This window comes from Flavobacterium lacustre (assembly GCF_027474525.2).
Taxonomy (GTDB): domain Bacteria; phylum Bacteroidota; class Bacteroidia; order Flavobacteriales; family Flavobacteriaceae; genus Flavobacterium; species Flavobacterium lacustre.
Map to the genome: position 1 here is coordinate 1132314 of NZ_CP114882.2, position 18719 is coordinate 1151032.

An 18719-nucleotide genomic window follows, 5' to 3' on the forward strand; every position below is an offset into this window, starting at 1 on the left:
GTTATTTTTTAATTTTTTCAACTTCAATTTGTGAAGCGGTTTCTATTCTAATGGCGACATGTGAGCCATTAATATTCAAATACAAAGGATCTCCAAAAGGAGCTACTTGAAGCAATTCGACTTCATTGCCAGGCAAACATCCCATTTCAAGTAATTTTAATGGAATAGCATCGATATCAAAATCTTTGATGATGGCTTTTTCGCCTTTTTTGAGAGAATGTATCGTTGTTCGCAAACCTTATTTAGATTGAATTTAGATTGCAAAAATACATATTATAATACAAACACAAATGATAATTATCACATTTGTATCTATTTTAAGTAAAACGGAAGAAAAGAATAATCAGGAAATTGGGTTATTCGGCACACAAAAAATTAATGTCTTCGATCAATTGTTTCATGTCTTCTTTTTTGGTTCCGTCATAAAAACCACGAACACGTCTTTTTTGATCTACTAAAACAAAATTTTCGGTATGAACCATATCATACAATTCAGAAGGTTTTCCGAGTTTTACGGCCAAATAGGATTTTCTCGCCATCGTGTAAATTTCTTTTTTATCTCCGGTGACTAAATTCCATTTGCTGTCAATTACGCCGTGTTTTTTGGCGTAAGCTTTCAAAACAGGAATACTGTCAATTTCAGGAAAAACGGTGTGGGAAAGCAGCATTACGTTCGGATTGTTTTGAACTGCTTTTTGAACTTCGGCAAGGTTAGTGGTCATTTTTGGACAAATAGAACCGCAAGTTGTGAAGAAAAAATCAGCCACATATACTTTGCCTTCATAGTCTTTTTGAGTAATTGTTTTCCCGTTTTGATTCACGAATGAAAAATCAGCAATGGTATGGTATTTACTGATGTATTGTACGGTGCTATCCACTAATTCCGGATTTACATCGGAAGGATTATATATAGGTAATGTTTTTGCAGGTTTTAAAGCCGAGTAAAATAAGGAAATAGTAATGACCGAAAACACGAATAAAACAGCAAAGAATTTTCGGTATTTGACAAAAATAGATTTCATAAAAACAATTTGATGCAAAAATACAAAAAGCAGTTCTTATTTTCAGAACATTTAACGCAATGTAATTCTCATTGAATTCGCGTTTTATTAAATATTTTATTAATAAGTTTGTGATAACCTCTAAAACGTTAATTAAAATGAAAAAATTATTTGCTAAACGCTTTATTTTTGTGATTCCTGCAATTGTTTGGTTGTCGGACAGTCAGGCGCAAACCGTTGTAAAACCAACAGAACCGGGGATTAATGTTACATTTATGGATAAAAGTGTAAAGCCCAATACTGATTTCTTCCGTTTTGTAAATGGAACCTGGTTGAATCAAACGGAAATACCAAATGATCGAACTTCTTGGGGAAGTTTTAATGAGTTATTGAAAAAAACCGATAAAGATGCGTTAACCATCTTGAAAGAAGCGGCAAATAATCCTGTTTATAAATCGAATACCGATCAAGGAAAAGCGGTTAATCTTTTTAAATCGATTTTAGATACGGTTGCCAGAAATAAAGAAGGAATTGCGCCATTAAAACCGTATTTAGCCAAAATTGATAAGGTAAAAACCATTCAGGATGTACAATCACTTTTGATAGAAATGGAACCTATCGGCGGGATTGGATTTTTTGGTCTGTACATTGGAGCCGATGATAAAAACAGCGATAAAAACGCTGTGAATTTAGGCGTTGGAAGATTGGGTTTGTCTGATAAAGATTATTATTCTTCAGAGGATAAAGATTCTAAAGAAAAGAAGGCTAAATATGAACTTCATATCGCTAAAATGTTAGGGTTTATTGGCGAAAGTCCAGCTGTAGCAAAAGCAAATGCAAGTAGAATAATAGCATTAGAAACCGCACTTTCTAACCCAAGATTAGACCGTGTGGAAAGTAGAGACAGCCGTTTGCAATACAACCCAATGACGGTTGCCGATTTACAAAAAATAACGCCGGCGATTAATTGGAATGCTTATTTTTCCGGAATTGGGCTCCCAAAATTAGATACAATTATTGTTTCTCAACCGCGATACATGAAGGCTTTGCAAACTATTTTTACAGAAAATAAAGTTGCCGATTGGAAAGCCTATATGCGTTGGACTTTGTTAAACGCATCCACAGGAAAATTATCCACGGATATCGAAGCCGCTAATTTTGATTTTTACGGTAAAACTTTAACTGGCGCCATTAAACAAAGACCCAGAGAAGATAAAGCGCTGCAAACCGTAAATAATACTATCGGAGAAGCTTTAGGGAAATTATATGTAGAAAAAATGTTTCCGGCTGAAGCCAAAGCCAAAGCGGAAAAAATGATCAAAAATGTAGTTTTGGCCTATCAAAACAGAATTAATAATCTGACTTGGATGTCGCCTGAAACGAAAGTAAAAGCGATTGAAAAATTAAATAAAATCACCATTAAAATTGGTTATCCTGATAAATGGAAAGACTATTCTGCTTTAGTAATCACCAGTCCGTCAGAAGGAGGAAGTTATTACAAAAACATGCAGAACCTTTCCCGTTGGACATTCCAGGAAGATTTAGACAAACTTTCTAAACCAGTTGATAAAACCGAATGGGGAATGTCGCCACAAACGGTGAATGCCTATTACAATCCTTCGTATAACGAAATTGTATTTCCGGCAGCAATTTTACAACCGCCTTTTTACAATTATAATGCGGACGAAGCTGTAAATTATGGCGGAATCGGAGCCGTAATTGGTCACGAAATTTCTCATGGATTTGATGATTCCGGAGCACGTTACAATGCCGATGGAAACTTGGTAGATTGGTGGACTGCCGATGATTTAAAACAATTTACAGTGCTTGGAACAGCTCTTGCAAATCAATACAGCGCATTAGAGCCTTTGCCGGGGATTCATGTAGACGGGAAATTTACACTTGGAGAAAATATTGGCGATTTAGGTGGTGTTAATGCTGCTTACGACGGTTTGCAATTGTATTTAAAAGAAAACGGAAATCCAGGATTAATAGATGGTTATACGCCAGAACAGCGATTCTTTATTTCTTGGGCAACCGTTTGGAGAACTAAAATGCGTGACGAAGCAATTAAAAATCAAGTAAAAACCGATCCACATTCTCCGGGAATGTATCGTGCTTATGTGCCGGTGCAAAACATTGATGCTTTCTATAATGCATTTGATATAAAATCAGGTGACGGAATGTACATTGCACCAGAGAAAAGAGTAAAAATTTGGTAATATTATCAATTTGTAAAAACAAAAAACCATTCGAATAAACGAATGGTTTTTTTGTTTTAATAATAAATGTACGCAGAGGTTATTTCAAACTAGAGTAAACATAAGCTTCCAAAGCTTTCAATTCTTCCTCAGACATCGTTTTTGTGATGGCAAAATTAGCTTTCATTACTTCATATTGAGTAGGATCGACTAATGCTTCTCCTTCGCCTTTTAAGAACGAAATCATATCTCCGTTTTTCTCTTTGTAGATTTTGGCAATATCTTGCAGGCTTGGGCCAATAAGTTTTGCATCTGTTTTGTGACAAGCAATGCACGTTCCTTTTCCTTCAAAAATTTCTTTTCCTAATGCTTCCGGAGTTTTTATTTCGGCAGTAGTTTTTTCGGTTGGTTCTGAAGTTTCGGTTGGTTTTCCAAAAGATTCTTCGCTTTCTTTTTTACAGGAAATAAATGCTAAAACGGATAATACGTATACAATTTTTTTCATGAGACTAGTTATTATTTGTTTAAAAGTATCGCAGCTTCTTTAGCAAAATAAGTCGAAATTAAACTGGCTCCAGCACGTTTGATGCACATTAATTGTTCCATCATAATCTTGTCATTGTCTAACCAACCTCTTTCGGCAGCAGCTTTGATCATTGCATATTCACCCGAAACGTGGTATACTGTTACAGGTACATTTACCGCGTTTTTAATCTCGCGAACGATGTCTAAATACGCAATTCCAGGTTTTACCATAACCATATCAGCCCCTTCTTCAACATCCCATAATGCTTCTTTGATGGCTTCAATACGATTGGCATAATCCATTTGGTAGGTTTTTTTGTCTTTTGGAATTTCTGTAGAATCTACCGGTGCGCTGTCTAATGCATCACGGAACGGTCCGTAAAATGCGGAAGCGTACTTAGCGGAATAGCTCATGATTCCAACATTTTCAAATCCTGCCGCATCCAATCCTTGGCGCAAACGCAATACGCGTCCGTCCATCATATCTGAAGGCGCTACAAAATCGGCTCCAGCCTGAGCGTGAGAAACAGCCATTTTTACCAAAGCATCATTTGTTGGGTCATTTGCAACATCTCCTTTTTCAATGATTCCGTCATGACCATAAATAGAATACGGGTCTAAAGCCACATCAGGCATAACAATCATTTCCGGACAAGCGGCTTTTATAGAACGAATGGCGTTTTGCATTAATCCGTCTGGATTCCATGCTTCTTTCCCGGTATTATCTTTCAGATTTTCGCTGACTTTCACGTAAATATTCACCGCACGAATGCCTAAAGCAAATAATTCTTGAATTTCTTTTACGGTTAAATCGATCGAACGACGAAATATTCCTGGCATTGAAGCAATTTCCGCTTGATAATTTTCGCCTTCAGCAATAAACATGGGAAACATGAAATCACTTGGACTTAATGTCGTTTCACGAACTAAACTTCGGATGGATTCGTTTGTTCTTAATCTTCTGCCTCTGTGTAATGGGAACATATGTTTTCGTTTAAAGTTGAACTTTAATTTATTTTTTGAACCATTAAGAAATTAAGATTTATTAAGGTTTTAAACTTAATTTCTTAATGGTTAAACTATTTAAATCCAATTTCTTGGGTTTTCTAGTACGTTTATTAATTTTTCTTCCTCGCTTCCAACTTCTGCATGATGGTCGTACACCCATTGCACATGTGGCGGTAAACTCATCAAAATACTTTCGATTCTTCCGTTGGTTTTTAGACCAAATAAAGTGCCTTTGTCGTGTACCAAATTAAATTCCACATAACGACCACGACGGATTTCCTGCCAGGTTCTTTGTTCTGGAGAATACGGTAAATTTTTTCTTTTTTCTACAATTGGAACATACGCTTGAAGGAAACTATTGCCAACTTCGGTTACAAAGTTGTACCAATCTTGCATTGACATCGCATCTGTTGCTTTGCAATAATCAAAAAATAATCCGCCAATTCCACGGGCTTCATTGCGATGCGCATTCCAAAAATAGGCATCACATTGTTTTTTGTATTTTGGATAAAACTCCGGATTGTGTCTGTCACAAGCGGTTTTACAGGTTTGATGAAAATGAATTGCATCTTCTTCAAACAGATAATAAGGTGTCAAATCTTGTCCACCGCCAAACCATTGCTGGATTACATTTCCGTTGTCATCGTACATTTCGAAATAACGCCAATTCGCGTGAACGGTTGGTGTCATTGGATTTTTTGGATGCAAAACCAAACTCAATCCACAGGCAAAAAAATCAGCTTCGCCTACATTGAACATCTTTTGCATAGCTTCCGGTAATTTCCCGTGAACGGCCGAAATATTGACACCGCCTTTTTCGAAAACTACTCCGTTTTCAATTACGCGTGTTCTTCCGCCTCCGCCTTCCGGACGTTTCCAAATATCCTCACGGAATTTGGCTTGACCATCAGACGCTTCTAATCCTGCACAGATTTGGTCTTGAAGGTTTTGTATGTAGCTGTAAAATTGTTCTTTCATTATAAATTTGCTTTTGCAGCAGCTAATTTTTTAAATATTTCAAACGAAAAAATCTTGCTTTCTTGTTGAACATAATCGTAAATGGCAATTGCTTTTTCTTGAAAATCAAATTGACTTTCTTTCGAAAATGCCAACAAAAAATCGGCAAATAATTCGAAATGATTCCAATCAAAATGAAGACGTTCCAAGTGGGTAATCAATTCTTTTTCGTCGAAATCACGAAGACTTTCGACATTCATTCCCAAATCTTTTAATTCATTTTCGAGATACAGGAGGTCTTCTAAATTCCAAAACTTAGGAGCGAAAGTCAGTGAATGCAACACCTTTAGAATGTTGTCTATTCGGATGCTTTCCTGATCTCGTAATCCTTTGTTTAGCATTTTTAAATCTAATTATTGATTGTATTCTTTCACCGCATCAATAAATGCTTTTGCGTGATCCACAGGAATATTTGGTAAAATTCCGTGACCTAAATTCACGATGTATTTGTCTTTTCCGAATTCGTCAATCATTTCATGAACCATTTTCTTAATTACCGGAATCGGAGAAAGCAAACGACTAGGATCAAAATTTCCCTGTAACGTGATGTTTCCACCAGACAAGTATCTGGCATTTCGTGGAGAACAAGTCCAGTCAACTCCTAAAGCAGAAGCCTTACTTTTTCCCATTTCGCCAAGCGCAAACCAACATCCTTTTCCGAAAACAATAACCGGAGCATCATCTGCCAAAGCTTCTACGATTTGGTTGATGTATTTCCAAGAGAATTCCTGATAATCAACCGGAGAAAGCATTCCGCCCCAAGAGTCAAAAATTTGAACGGCATTTACTCCCGCTTTTACTTTTTCTTTTAAATATAAAATAGTGGTATCCGTAATTTTTTGCAATAAAACATGTGCTGCTTCCGGATATTGGAAACAAAATCCTTTGGCCATATCAAAACTTTTAGACCCTTTTCCTTCCACAGCGTAACAGAAAATCGTCCAAGGTGAACCAGCGAAACCAATTAATGGTACTTCGTCATTCAACATTTCTTTGGTCAACTTGATAGCGTCAAAAACGTATCCTAATGTTTCATTTACATCTGGAACGATTACTTTTTCGACATCCTGAATCGTACGAATTGGATTGGGTAAAAACGGACCAAAACTTTCTTTCATCAAGACTTCGATTCCCATAGCTTGTGGTACTACCAAAATATCTGAGAATAAAATTGCTGCATCCGGCGCTATTCTGCGAATGGGTTGAACCGTGATTTCGGCAGCTAATTCCGGAGTTTGACAACGGGTGAAAAAATCATATTTATCACGTAAAGCGATGAATTCCGGTAAATATCTTCCGGCTTGACGCATCATCCAAACTGGCGGACGTTGTACTGTTTCTCCTTTTAAGGCGCGTAAAAATAGGTCGTTCTTAATCATGTGTTTAAATTTAAGCAGGTAGCTAGATGCTTTCCGTTTTATAATATTCAATAACTTCCAAAATCACCTCTTCGATAGTTGGCGTTTCGGCAATTACTATGTTTTTAATTTTTTTTGTTTCTAATGCTGATGCTGTAGTGGTGCCTATGCAAAAGCAAACTTCATTCTTGATTTTATTATTTGTCAAATAACTTTCAACGCCAGATGGGCTAAAAAATAGAATTCCGTCAAAATTTTCTTGGTCTGATATTTTAAAAGGCGCAAGAGTTGTTTGATAAACTTCAATTTCGTTAAAAGTTATTCCTGTACTTTTTAATGCTTTAGGTAAAGTCTCTTTGCGCAAATTTCCGCTCAAAAAAGTATAACTTTCCTTATTGTAAATTAGGGTGATTATTTCGGCTAATTCAGAGGCGTAATCCATGTAAACATCAACTTTAAAACCATGCAATTCAAGCAATTCCTTGGTTTTAATGCCTACGCAAAAAACCGGTTTAGTCTTTAAAACTTCCCAACCGTTTTGTTCTATCAAACTTAAAACAGCATTTTGACTGCTAAAAATTAAGTTGTTGTTGATGGTATTGAGCTCGAAAAGATTATTTTTAATTTCGATGAAATCTTGTTCTAAAAGATCAAAATTAGCGTCAAGAAATACTTTCCTTTGTTCTGCCGACAATGTTTTGGTGGATAAAATACTGGTTTGGCTCATTATTTCTTCAATGTTTCTTTAATAGATTTCATTAGTGTTGTTCCGCCGTTTTCTAGAATTTCTTTGGCACAATAAAAACCTAATTTCTTCCAGTCTTGCATTGGAACGGTTTTTTCGATTTCGATTTTTTGTTTCCCATCAATAGAAAAAAGAACGCCTTTAAACAAAATATCATCTTCAACAAAAGTTGCCAAAGCGCCAATTGGCGCCGTACAACCACCTTCGAGTGTCTTTAAAAACTGTCTTTCGATGTGCGTACAAATTTCGGTATCAATGTCATTGAGTTCGTTTAGCGCTTGTCTGGAAAACTCATCATTTGCCATAGCAACCACAAGCATTGCTCCTTGAGCCGGTGCTGGAATCATCCAATCTAAGTTGATGAAATTCTCCGGTTTCAAATTGATTCTTTCTAATCCAGCTGCTGCAAAAACAGCACCGTTCCAATCGTTTTCCTGCAATTTTTTCATTCTGGTGTTTACGTTTCCACGCAAATCTACTACGGTATGATTGGGATATTTGTTCCACCATTGCGCTTGACGGCGTAAGCTTCCGGTGGCAATTGTACCTTTTCCGGTAAGAAAATCAAGGTTTCCTTTGTGGACTAAAATGTCTAAAGTATTAGCTCTTTTAAGAACTGCAGCCTGAACAATGCCAATTGGCAAAGCGGTAGGAACGTCCTTCATCGAATGCACGGCAATATCAACTTGACCGTTGATCATAGCAATATCAAGTGTTTTTGTAAAAATTCCAGTGATTCCTAATTCGTAAAGGGGTTTGTCAAGAAGAAGATCTCCTTGTGATTTTACGGCTATAATTTGGGTTTTATATCCTAAATCATTTAGTTTTTTTTCTACGGTATGAGCTTGCCAAAGCGCGAGTTCACTATCGCGAGTTCCTATACGTATTGTTTTTGTCATTATTTTGCAGTCGCTTGAATTTGGAACACTTTTTCAATCCATTCGATACTTTCGTCGACCATGGTGTTGTCATCTTTGAGATGATTCGCAAAGTGCGTGGTTATTTTTTGGATAATTCTGTTGCTGATAATTTCGGCTTGCTCTTCATTAAAATCAACAATTTTTTTGCTTTGAAAATTCAATTCTGAATCTTTAATCGCGTTCAGTTTTTGTTTTAAAGCATGAATGGTTGGCGCAAATTTTCTTGATTTGGTCCATACCAAAAATTCTTCTTTGATTTCTTCAATAATTGCTTCAGCAGCAGGAATATGTTTTTTTCTGTTTTCTAAAGTTTCGTCCGTAATCTGAGATAAATGATCCAAGTGAATCAGTGTTACTCCTTCCAAATCTTTAACATTTTCATGAACATTTTTTGGAATAGACAAATCTAAAATTAACATTGGTTTTTTTAGATTCAAAATCGCTTTGTCAACCGTAGGGTTTTGAGCGCCGGTTGCTACTACAACTACATCTGCTTTTTGTAATTCGAGATGCAATTCGGAATAATCTTTAACAATCAGATTCAATTTTCCAGCTAATTTCTCCGCTTTGTCTTTGGTTCTGTTAATTAAAGTGATGTGTTCGTTTTTAGTATGTTTTACTAAATTCTCACAGGTATTTCGACCTATTTTTCCGGTTCCGAAAAGTAAAATATTTTTGGATCCAATATTTTCAACGTTTTTAATAATATACTGTACCGAAGCAAAAGATACGGAGGTTGCACCTGAACTTATTTCGGTTTCGTTTTTAATTTTTTTGCTCGCTTGGATGACAGAATTGATTAATCGGTCTAAAAAAGTATTTATTAAACCCAGTGATTTCGATTCGGCAAAGCCATTTTTAAGCTGGCTGATGATTTCAAAATCACCTAGAATTTGACTGTCTAAACCTGTTCCAACCCGAAAAATATGATTTATAGCGTCCTGATTTTTAAAAACATAAGCTACTTTTTGGAATTCTTCCACGGTTCCATGGCTGTTCTCACAAAGCAATTTGATTAACTGAAACGGATGTTCGGCATAGCCGTATATTTCTGTACGATTACAAGTAGAAGTCACAATCAGACTAGGTATTCCTTCCTTTTTGGCCTGTTCTAGTAAACGCGTTTTGGCTAAAGCGTCTAAACTAAATTTACCTCTTATTTCGGCATCGGCCTTTTTATAGCTCAATCCAACTGAGTAGAAATAGTGATGTTTTGCCCCGTGATTATTTTCCATAAGTACACTTTGACTAAAAGTGAAACAAAACTATAACTATAGTCTTGATAAAAGTAACGCTCAAAGTTCTTTTTGTGTCGCTCTGTGTTTTTTTGTATTTAAATCGTCATTTAATTGTAAAAACACTTATTTTTGTAGTGAAATCAGGGTGTTTGAATTCTTTTATTTAGAGCCGTTCTAAATAAAAGCAATTGTCAAATATCATTTTTTAAATAAAAAAATATCGCTATGGGTTCACAGGAGATTATAAAAATTGAAGATGATTTTACGCTTATTCGTTTTCAGAATGATGGTCTTGTTCCTTTTCATGCGCAACACGAGGTTAGCAGTGGATTGATTCAATTTCATTTTGGACTTAAAGGCAATGCAAAATTTATATTCAATCAAGGAAATTATGCTTTAGAACTGAAAGAGGAAAAGTCATTACTGTTGTATAATCCTCAAAAAGAATTGCCTTTAAATTTAGAATTGGCTCCTAATTCCTGGGTAATATCAGTGATTGTTTCTATCAAAAAATTTCATGCTTTGTTCTCTACCGAGGCGAATTATATCACTTTTTTGAGTGCAGATAATAAAGATAAGAAATATTATAACGAAGGAAATATCAGTCCTTCGATGGCAATTGTGCTTAGTCAGTTGTTTCATTACAGCTTGCATCCGTCCATTAAAAATTTATATTACAGAGGAAAAGGTTATGAATTATTGAGTTTGTATTTCAATAAAACCGAAGATCCAAATGCGGAACAATGTCCGTTTTTGATTGATGAGGATAATGTATTGAAAATTAAAAAAGCGAAAGAAATTATTATCGCCAATATGGCTGAACCACCCGGATTACAAGAATTAGCAGATGAAATTGGACTGAATTTAAAGAAACTGAAAATGGGTTTCAAACAAATTTATGGTGATACGGTTTACGGTTTTCTTTTTGATTACAAAATGGATTTTGCCCGTAAATTATTAGACAGCGGTTCATATAATGTAAACGAAGTAGGTTTGAAAATTGGCTACAGTACCGGAAGTCATTTTATAGCGGCATTCAAAAAGAAATTTGCTACAACACCCAAAAAATATTTAATGTCGATTAACCCGAACACCTAATCGTATCAATTTACTATATCAAACAATAAATAAAAAATAGTTCATCAACTTTTAACAAAAAGTAAGTTTATTTACTTTTATCCAAAAATAAAAACAAATGAAAGGCGTATTATTAGTCAATTTAGGTTCCCCGGAAAGTCCAACTCCCAAAGATGTAAAACCATATTTAGATGAATTTTTAATGGACAAATACGTTATTGACGTTCCGTTTTTGTTAAGAGCATTATTGGTTCGTGGAATTATTTTGCAAACCAGACCCAAAAAATCAGCTGCGGCTTATGCCAAAATATGGTGGGACGAAGGTTCACCTCTTGTAGTGATTTCGAAAAGAATGCACGAAAAAGTAAAGCAATTAGTTGATGTTCCGGTTGCATTGGCTATGCGTTACGGAAATCCTTCGATGATGGCGGGTTTAAAGGAATTGCAGGATAAAGGAGTAACTGAGGTGATGCTTTTTCCGTTGTATCCGCAACACGCTATGGCTTCTACAACAACTATTTTGGAACTGGCAGAAGACTTGCGCAAAAAACATTTTCCAGAAATGAAATTTACGATTGTACCTGCATTTTATAACAAACCGGATTATATCAAGAATTTAGCAGATTCTATCAAAGGCCATTTAGCTGGTTTTGAATACGACCATTTGTTATTCTCTTACCACGGAATTCCGGAGCGACACATTCGCAAAACAGATATTACCAAATCACATTGCAAAATTGACGGTTCTTGTTGCAACACGCCTTCGCCGGCACATGAATTTTGTTACCGTCACCAGTGTTACGAAACGACCAAACAAGTGGTCAAATTATTGGGAATTCCAGAAGGAAAATACAGCCAGACTTTTCAATCCCGATTGGCCGGTGACAAATGGTTGACGCCTTACACGGATGTTGAAGTGAACAAAATGCCAGAGAAAGGCATTAAAAATCTAGCGGTAGTAACTCCTGCTTTTGTTTCGGATTGTTTAGAGACTTTGGAAGAAATTGCTATGGAAGCGAACCACGAATTTAAGGCACACGGCGGTGAAAATTTTAAAGCGATTCCATGTTTGAACGACAGTGATGATTGGTGTAAAACGGTAAGTAATTGGATTACGGAATGGGCAAAATAGAATATTGTCTTTCTCTACTTTTAAGTATGATTTTAAAAAATCGAAAGTATTCAAACCTATATTAATTGATTTAATAAATGGACTATTATAATTACCTCAAATCCCTTCATCTTATCTTTGTAGTTACTTGGTTTGCCGGACTTTTTTACATTGTTCGTTTATTTGTGTACCAAATTGAAGCTGCACAAAAACCATCTCCTGAAAAAGAAATTTTGCGCAAACAATACAACATAATGACTTATCGTTTGTGGTATATTATCACATGGCCATCAGCAATTTTGACTAGTATTTTTGCGTTTTGGATGTTGTTTTTTACCGATTTAGGAAAGGCTTGGCTTCAAATGCCTTGGATGCATGTAAAACTTGGCTTCGTATTTGCGTTGTATTTATATCATTTAAAATGCCATCAAATATTCAAACAATTACAAAACGATGACGTGAGATATACCACAAATTTCATGCGGTTATGGAACGAAGGAGCTACTATAATTCTTTTTGCAGTTGTTTTTTTAGTGATATTAAAAAATGCCGTGAACTGGATTTACGGTGTAATCGGAATCATTTTATTCTCTGTTTTGATAATGCTCGGGTTTAGATTTTACAAAAGAATCAGAGAAAGAAATCAGTCATAATCATGTTCAAAAGCTTTAAAATATCGATGCTGTCTTTGCGAATTCGGATTTTTCTTTCGATGATCGTATTGATTGTTATGGCTTCGATATTGCTGGCGTCTATTTCTATTATTCAGTTTAAAAATGAAGCCAAAGAATACCATCAAGAACGCTTAGAACGAAAAGAAAACGCTATTAAAGAACACATAAATTATGTGCTTTCTACGACAACATATCCTTTGACCACCGAAAATTTAAGCTTAATTTTTAAAGATAAAATACATGAATTAGCTCAAATTCATTCTATTGAAATCAACATTTACAGTCTGGAAGGAAAGCTTTTAAAATCATCCAAAGAATCTTTCTCCGTAGATAAAGTTTCGCCTCCGGTTCCTAAATATATCTTGAAATTAGTGCGTTCTTCTATCGAAAAGAGATATGTAGACATCAAAACTATCGACGGCGTAAAAAACCGTTCTTCGTACAGCCAGATCAAAGATGACAAATTTAAACCGCTCGGAATTTTGAATTTACCGTATTTAGAAGATGATGGTTTCTATGAAAATGAATTAAACAGTTTCTTGATTCGCTTGGGTCAAGTCTATTCTTTTATGCTGATTGTGGCTTTTGCCCTGGCCTATTTCCTTTCGACATACATCACTAAATCGTTAAAAACAATTTCGGATAAATTAAGCGAAACCAGCTTGAATCAAAAAAATGAAAAAATAATGTTGGAAGCCAGTAGTAAAGAAATCAATTTACTGATAAAAGCATACAATGCAATGGTTGATGAACTCGAAATTAGTGCGATAAAATTAGCGCAAGGCGAACGTGAAGAGGCTTGGCGCGAAATGGCTAAACAAGTTGCCCATGAAATCAAAAATCCGTTGACGCCCATGCGATTGACGGTACAAAGTTTTCAAAGAAAATTTGATCCCAATGACGCAGATGTAAAGCAAAAAATGAAAGATTATTCCGAAACCCTGATTCAACAAATTGATACCATGAATGCGGTTGCTTCGGCATTTTCTAATTTTGCTTCGATGCCTGCGCAGCAAAACGAAACCTTGAATGTGGTGGAAGTAGTGGAACTGGCCATGGATATTTTTAATGAAGAGTATATTGTTTTTGAAAAAGATGCGCCCGAAATCATTTCGAAAATAGACCGGACACAACTCATCCGAATTATTACCAATCTGGTTAAAAACGCCATTCAATCCATTCCAGAACAGCAGGAAAATAAAGCTATTTCTGTGAAGGTAAAAAAAGTTTCTGATAACGTTTTGATTATCGTAAAAGACAACGGAATCGGAATCCAGCCCAAAGATATTAATCGCATATTTGAACCGAAGTTTACCACTAAAAGCAGCGGAATGGGATTGGGACTTGGAATCATCAAAAACATTATCGAAAATTATAAAGGAACGATTACCTTTGATACAGAATTTGGTAAAGGAACCACTTTTACGGTTTCACTTCCGATAATTAACTCTTAAAATCAGCATTATGAACTACGAGAATATTTTAATTTCAATAGAAAATAATACCGCTACAATTACTGTAAATCGTCCTACGAAACTCAATGCGTTGAATAAAGACACGATTGCTGATTTGCATAAAGCGTTTAAGACTTTGGCTAAAAATAAAGAAGTTGCTGTTATTATTTTGACTGGTAGTGGCGAAAAAGCGTTTGTAGCTGGTGCTGATATTGCTGAATTCTCCAATTTTTCTATCGAAAAAGGAACGGAATTGGCGGCTGAAGGACATGAAAAATTATTTGATTTTATAGAAAATTTAAAAAAACCTGTAATTGCTGCTATAAATGGTTTTGCATTGGGTGGCGGATTAGAATTAGCCATGGCTTGCCATTTCAGAGTCGCTTCCGAAAATGCTAAAATGGGATTGCCGGAAGTTTCTCTTGGTTTAATTCCTGGTTATGGAGGAACACAACGTTTGCCTCAACTGGTTGGGAAAGGTCGTGCGATGGAAATGATTATGACCGCAGCAATGATAACCGCACAAGATGCTTATAGGATTGGTTTGGTTAATCATGTTGTTCCTCAAGAAGAACTTTTGGCTTTTTGTAACAGCATCGCTCATAAAATAATGAAGAATTCTCCTTTTGCTATTGGCAAAGCTATAAAAGCGATTAACGCAAATTTCAAAGAAGGTAAAAATGGCTTTGAAACTGAAATTAAAGCGTTTGGAAAATGTTTTGGTACCGAAGATTTTAAAGAAGGAACTACGGCATTTTTAGAAAAAAGAAAAGCTAATTTTACCGGAAAATAGTTTTCTGTTTCGGATTACAGATTTCATTTTTTAAACTAATTCAACGATTAAATTATAATTATGTCCTTCCAGCCTGTATTTGCTCAATTTTGGGAAAAAGTAAAAGAAAGTATCGAAAACCATACGTATGCCAAGTTAACTTTGGCCAAAACCATTGGTGATACCGAACTAAAAAATATTTATGTCCGTCCGGTTTTATTAGAAAATGATGTTTTCAGTCTTTCGCTTACCGCACGTTATAAAACCGAAGAAATTGAAAGTTTTCATAGCCTGGACGAAGCTTTTTTCATATTGGCTCCTTATATGAACAACCCGTTTTTGACTGCTTTGTTGTTTACCACAGAAAACGATGTAACTTTTAAACTCAACAAGAAAAGAGTGGGAACTATTATAGAACAAGCACCTACTTTCAAAAATGCATCCGATGTAATTATTGAAATGAAAGAGAAAGGACTTTAAAAAGGAGTTGAAAAATACAATTAGTGTTCCTTTTTTTAGACTCAACACTAAAAAAAGGAACACTGATAATTACTTATTTCCTTCCCATTCTGCGTAAAATTGCGCTAAAAAACCTTCCATATAATGGTGTCTTTGATGGGCAATTTGTTTCCCGGTTTCGGTATTCATTTTGTCTTTTAGGAGTAACAATTTTTCGTAGAAATGATTGATAGTCGGGGCTTCATTATTTTTGTATTCTTCCTTAGTCATTTTTGAATTCGGAGGAATTGCAGGGTTGTATAGAGGTCTGTTTTTGAAGCCGCCATAATTAAATGTACGTGCAATTCCGATGGCGCCAATGGCATCTAAACGATCTGCATCCTGAACAATATCCAATTCAATGGAAGAGAATTTTTTGTCGAAATTTCCGCCTTTGAAAGAAATATTTTCGATAATATTGATTACATGACTGATTGTTTCTTGATTTACATTTTCGGATTCTAAGAATTCGCGTGCTATTTTTGGACCAATCGTTTCGTCACCACCGTGAAATTTACTATCGGCAATATCGTGAAGTAAAGCACCCAACTGAACAATTCTTATGTCACAAGTTTCTTCTTGGGCAATCAATAACGCATTTTTATACACGCGTTGTATGTGAAACCAGTCGTGTCCGCCTTCGGCATTTTCTAAATTTTGTTTAACAAAAAGAATTGTCTTACTTATCAAATCAGATGTACTCATAAATGGGGGATGTTTATAAAAAAAGCTGTTTTTCAAAGTTTATAAACCTCAAAAAGCAGCTTTTTAATGTGATTTTAAAAATCTGAAATTTACAATCTAGCGGGTTCTACCCATTTGAAAATATAAGATTCTTGAGGAATTACTAATCGTTCAGAAATTTTAGCCATTCTGCCAGGTAATTTCATCAAATAATCACGGGCTTTTTCGGCTTCATCAGTCAGACCGGATATTTTGTCAATTTCCCATTTTTCGATTAGTTTTTGCATGATGTCAACATAATCATTTGCGGTATAAACCCCAATTCGTTGTGCTGAATCTGAAAAATTTTCGAAAGCAGTCCCTATTTTTTGTCCTGATTCTCTCAAGAAATGAGCCGGCATAACAATTTTTTGCTTCATCATATATTGAAAAGCAAGCATCATTTCGCTTGGATCTACCTGAAAAATTCTATTCACAAATTCGCTGTAAGCATGATGATGACGCATTTCGTCGCCAGCAATCATTTTACACATTTTAGATAATTTTTTATCACCATAGTTTTTGGCTAGTTGCGAAACTCTGTTGTGAGAAACATACGTCGCTAATTCCTGAAAACTGGTGTACACAAAGTTTTTATACGGATCTCTTCCTGTCCCAATATCAAAACCATCATTGATAAGATGTTGTGTTGTTATTTCTACCTCGCGCATGTTGACACGACCGGAAAGATATAAGTATTTGTTCAGTAAATCACCGTGGCGATTTTCTTCACCTGTCCATTGGCGAATCCATTTAGACCAGCCATTTCGTTCCAGATTGTCTATTCCTTCTACTTCCATCAACCAAGATTCGTATGTTGGCAAAGCTTCCTCAGTAATGGTATCGCCAACCATGGCAACCCAAAAATCATAAGGTAAATCTTTGGCAATTTCTCTCAATTCTTTTACTTCTTCAAAAAAAGTATCACTTTCTGAATTGGGTAAAAAATCGGAGGGCTGCCATATTTTTTCTACTGGGATTAGATACTGATCGACAAAACTGTCAACGTTTTTTTCCAAAAACTGCATTACTTCTAATCGAATGTTTTTTATAGACATTATATATTAAATTAAAATTTTATTCCTTTTACTACTTCACTTTCTGTTTTAGCCATTAATTCAGCAAAATCAAATTCGCTTACTGCTAATGGTTTATGGACTGTAAAGGTAAGGCGATTTCCTAAACCAAGCGGAAAAAAACCAAATTTTACCATTTTCCAAGAATTATTAATGCTAATTGGCACGACATAAGCCGAAGGGGCGTATTTGCATAATATTTTCAATCCACTTTGGGCAAACTCTTTTGGTTTACCGGTCTTACTTCGTGTTCCTTCCGGAAAAATAACAGCAGTTCGCTTGTATTTCTCGATATATTCTGACAATCCTTTTATTGCCGGAATGGCTTGTTTGGGATCTTTTCTGTCAATAAGAACGGAACCTCCGTGGCGCAAATTATACGAAACACTTGGAATACCGCTGCCTAATTCTTTCTTACTTACAAATTTGCAATGAAAACGTCTCAAAAACCAAATCATCGCAATGATATCATACATACTTTGATGATTAGATACAAATATTAGAGGAACATTTTTTGGAATGTTTTCTACATTTTCAAATTTGTATCTTGTTCCTAAAAGTCTCGTACACAGTACTAAAAACAGGTTCAGATAATCAACGCTTTTTTTGTGGGCTTGGTAGCCAAAAACGTTCAAACAAATCCACTGAATTGGATGAAAAATAACCAATGTAAGACCGAAACACAAATAATAAATTACAGATATGGGATACGATATTAGTTTTTGCATGCGTTAAAAATTAGCTGCAAAAGTAAGAAATATATTTGTAGCTATATTTAAATCATAAACAATAAGTAGGTTTAGGGTTTAATTGTACCTTTGTCGACTAAAATTGTTGTCTTTTTTTACCAAAAATGAATTTTACCTATCCAAAAAACGAGAAGCTAAAAAGTAAAATAACCATCGGATTATTATTTTCTGAGGGGAAATCCGTGTCTAAATATCCATTGCGTTTGGTGTATTATTCAGGAGCTTTGGGCGATGAGCAAAAGATTAAAATAGGAGTTTCAGTTTCAAAAAAATATTTTAAAAAAGCGGTTGACCGAAATTATTTCAAAAGAGTATTGCGCGAAACCTATCGCCTGAACAAACATTTATTGGTAGATAATTTAGACAAACCGTATGCTTTTATGCTTTTTTACCAAAGTAAAGACCGATTGTCCTACGAAGAAATCAATACAAAAACGATTCAATTGTTTGAAAAATTTGTAGCCCAAACCCAAACGATTGTCGAGACAAAATAAAGCGTTTCTTTTTATGAAACACGCTTTATAAAGAGTTTAGCATTTGGCGTCAGCTATTATTGATGATTTATTCTTAAT

21 protein-coding genes are annotated in these 18719 nt (G+C 35.3%); 8 read left to right on the plus strand and 13 right to left on the minus strand.

Going from position 1 to position 18719, the window contains the following annotated elements; all coding sequences use genetic code 11:
* Position 1: 1 nt before the first annotated feature.
* Positions 2-235 carry a FeoA family protein gene (locus O6P34_RS05075; protein ID WP_269686243.1) on the minus strand — a complete coding sequence of 78 codons (234 nt, stop codon included), beginning with the start codon at positions 233-235 and terminating at the stop codon, positions 2-4.
* 121 nt (positions 236-356) lie between these two features.
* The gene (locus O6P34_RS05080) at positions 357-1022 is read right to left on the minus strand and encodes an SCO family protein (protein WP_269686244.1); all 666 of its coding nucleotides are present in this window, start codon (positions 1020-1022) and stop codon (positions 357-359) included.
* 137 nt (positions 1023-1159) lie between these two features.
* On the opposite strand from O6P34_RS05080, the gene O6P34_RS05085 reads away from it, so the two are divergent.
* Positions 1160-3223, plus strand: coding sequence for a M13 family metallopeptidase (locus O6P34_RS05085; protein ID WP_269686245.1), 2064 nt, complete (start codon positions 1160-1162; stop codon positions 3221-3223).
* 79 nt (positions 3224-3302) lie between these two features.
* On the opposite strand, the gene O6P34_RS05090 is transcribed toward O6P34_RS05085, so the two are convergent.
* From O6P34_RS05090 to hemA, 8 genes are all read right to left on the minus strand, one after another.
* The gene (locus tag O6P34_RS05090) at positions 3303-3707 is read right to left on the minus strand and encodes a c-type cytochrome (protein ID WP_269686246.1); all 405 of its coding nucleotides are present in this window, start codon (positions 3705-3707) and stop codon (positions 3303-3305) included.
* 11 nt (positions 3708-3718) lie between these two features.
* On the minus strand, positions 3719-4711 hold the full coding sequence (gene hemB, locus O6P34_RS05095) for a porphobilinogen synthase (protein ID WP_269686247.1): 993 nt from the start codon (positions 4709-4711) through the stop codon (positions 3719-3721).
* A 99-nt stretch (positions 4712-4810) separates the two neighbouring features.
* Complete coding sequence (gene hemF / locus O6P34_RS05100; RefSeq protein WP_269686248.1) at positions 4811-5713, minus strand: oxygen-dependent coproporphyrinogen oxidase; 903 nt, start codon at positions 5711-5713, stop codon at positions 4811-4813.
* Entirely contained in the window at positions 5713-6093 is a 381-nt protein-coding gene (locus O6P34_RS05105; RefSeq protein ID WP_269686249.1) for a hypothetical protein, read from the minus strand. The genes hemF and O6P34_RS05105 overlap by 1 nt, the downstream gene beginning before the upstream one ends.
* 12 nt (positions 6094-6105) lie before the next feature.
* A complete protein-coding gene (gene hemE / locus O6P34_RS05110; RefSeq protein ID WP_269686250.1) occupies positions 6106-7131 on the minus strand; it encodes a uroporphyrinogen decarboxylase in 1026 nt (341 codons plus the stop codon).
* 22 nt (positions 7132-7153) lie between these two features.
* Complete coding sequence (locus O6P34_RS05115; RefSeq protein WP_269686251.1) at positions 7154-7837, minus strand: uroporphyrinogen-III synthase; 684 nt, start codon at positions 7835-7837, stop codon at positions 7154-7156.
* On the minus strand, positions 7837-8757 hold the full coding sequence (gene hemC, locus O6P34_RS05120; RefSeq protein WP_269686731.1) for a hydroxymethylbilane synthase: 921 nt from the start codon (positions 8755-8757) through the stop codon (positions 7837-7839). Before hemC ends, O6P34_RS05115 begins: the two co-directional genes overlap by 1 nt.
* A complete protein-coding gene (gene hemA / locus O6P34_RS05125) occupies positions 8754-10010 on the minus strand; it encodes a glutamyl-tRNA reductase (RefSeq protein ID WP_269686252.1) in 1257 nt (418 codons plus the stop codon). The genes hemC and hemA overlap by 4 nt, the downstream gene beginning before the upstream one ends.
* A 228-nt stretch (positions 10011-10238) precedes the next feature.
* Between hemA and O6P34_RS05130 the strand changes: the two genes are divergently transcribed.
* The 6 genes from O6P34_RS05130 (at position 10239) to O6P34_RS05155 (ending at position 15581) form a co-directional block, all read left to right on the plus strand.
* Positions 10239-11111 (plus strand): helix-turn-helix transcriptional regulator, encoded by an 873-nt coding sequence (locus tag O6P34_RS05130; protein WP_269686253.1) that lies wholly within the window; start codon positions 10239-10241, stop codon positions 11109-11111.
* 97 nt (positions 11112-11208) lie between these two features.
* A complete protein-coding gene (gene hemH / locus O6P34_RS05135) occupies positions 11209-12222 on the plus strand; it encodes a ferrochelatase (protein ID WP_269686254.1) in 1014 nt (337 codons plus the stop codon).
* A 77-nt stretch (positions 12223-12299) separates the two neighbouring features.
* A complete protein-coding gene (locus O6P34_RS05140) occupies positions 12300-12854 on the plus strand; it encodes a CopD family protein (RefSeq protein WP_269686255.1) in 555 nt (184 codons plus the stop codon).
* Between the two features lie 2 nt (positions 12855-12856).
* Positions 12857-14329, plus strand: a complete 1473-nt coding sequence (locus tag O6P34_RS05145; RefSeq protein ID WP_432419585.1) for an ATP-binding protein — start codon at positions 12857-12859, stop codon at positions 14327-14329.
* Between the two features lie 10 nt (positions 14330-14339).
* Positions 14340-15122 (plus strand): enoyl-CoA hydratase/isomerase family protein, encoded by a 783-nt coding sequence (locus O6P34_RS05150; protein WP_269686256.1) that lies wholly within the window; start codon positions 14340-14342, stop codon positions 15120-15122.
* Between the two features lie 60 nt (positions 15123-15182).
* Positions 15183-15581 (plus strand): hypothetical protein, encoded by a 399-nt coding sequence (locus tag O6P34_RS05155; RefSeq protein WP_269686257.1) that lies wholly within the window; start codon positions 15183-15185, stop codon positions 15579-15581.
* 69 nt (positions 15582-15650) lie between these two features.
* Here the strand turns inward: O6P34_RS05155 and O6P34_RS05160 are convergent, their stop codons facing one another.
* The 3 genes from O6P34_RS05160 to O6P34_RS05170 all read right to left on the minus strand — a co-directional run bounded on the left by O6P34_RS05160 (position 15651) and on the right by O6P34_RS05170 (position 18126).
* Positions 15651-16304 (minus strand): HD domain-containing protein, encoded by a 654-nt coding sequence (locus O6P34_RS05160; RefSeq protein WP_269686258.1) that lies wholly within the window; start codon positions 16302-16304, stop codon positions 15651-15653.
* Between the two features lie 89 nt (positions 16305-16393).
* The gene (locus tag O6P34_RS05165) at positions 16394-17380 is read right to left on the minus strand and encodes an acyl-ACP desaturase (RefSeq protein WP_269686259.1); all 987 of its coding nucleotides are present in this window, start codon (positions 17378-17380) and stop codon (positions 16394-16396) included.
* 11 nt (positions 17381-17391) lie between these two features.
* Positions 17392-18126, minus strand: coding sequence for a lysophospholipid acyltransferase family protein (locus tag O6P34_RS05170; RefSeq protein WP_269686260.1), 735 nt, complete (start codon positions 18124-18126; stop codon positions 17392-17394).
* 125 nt (positions 18127-18251) lie between these two features.
* Here O6P34_RS05170 and rnpA point away from each other — a divergent pair, with 125 nt between their 5' ends.
* Positions 18252-18641, plus strand: a complete 390-nt coding sequence (gene rnpA, locus O6P34_RS05175; RefSeq protein ID WP_269686261.1) for a ribonuclease P protein component — start codon at positions 18252-18254, stop codon at positions 18639-18641.
* Positions 18642-18719 lie beyond the last annotated feature (78 nt).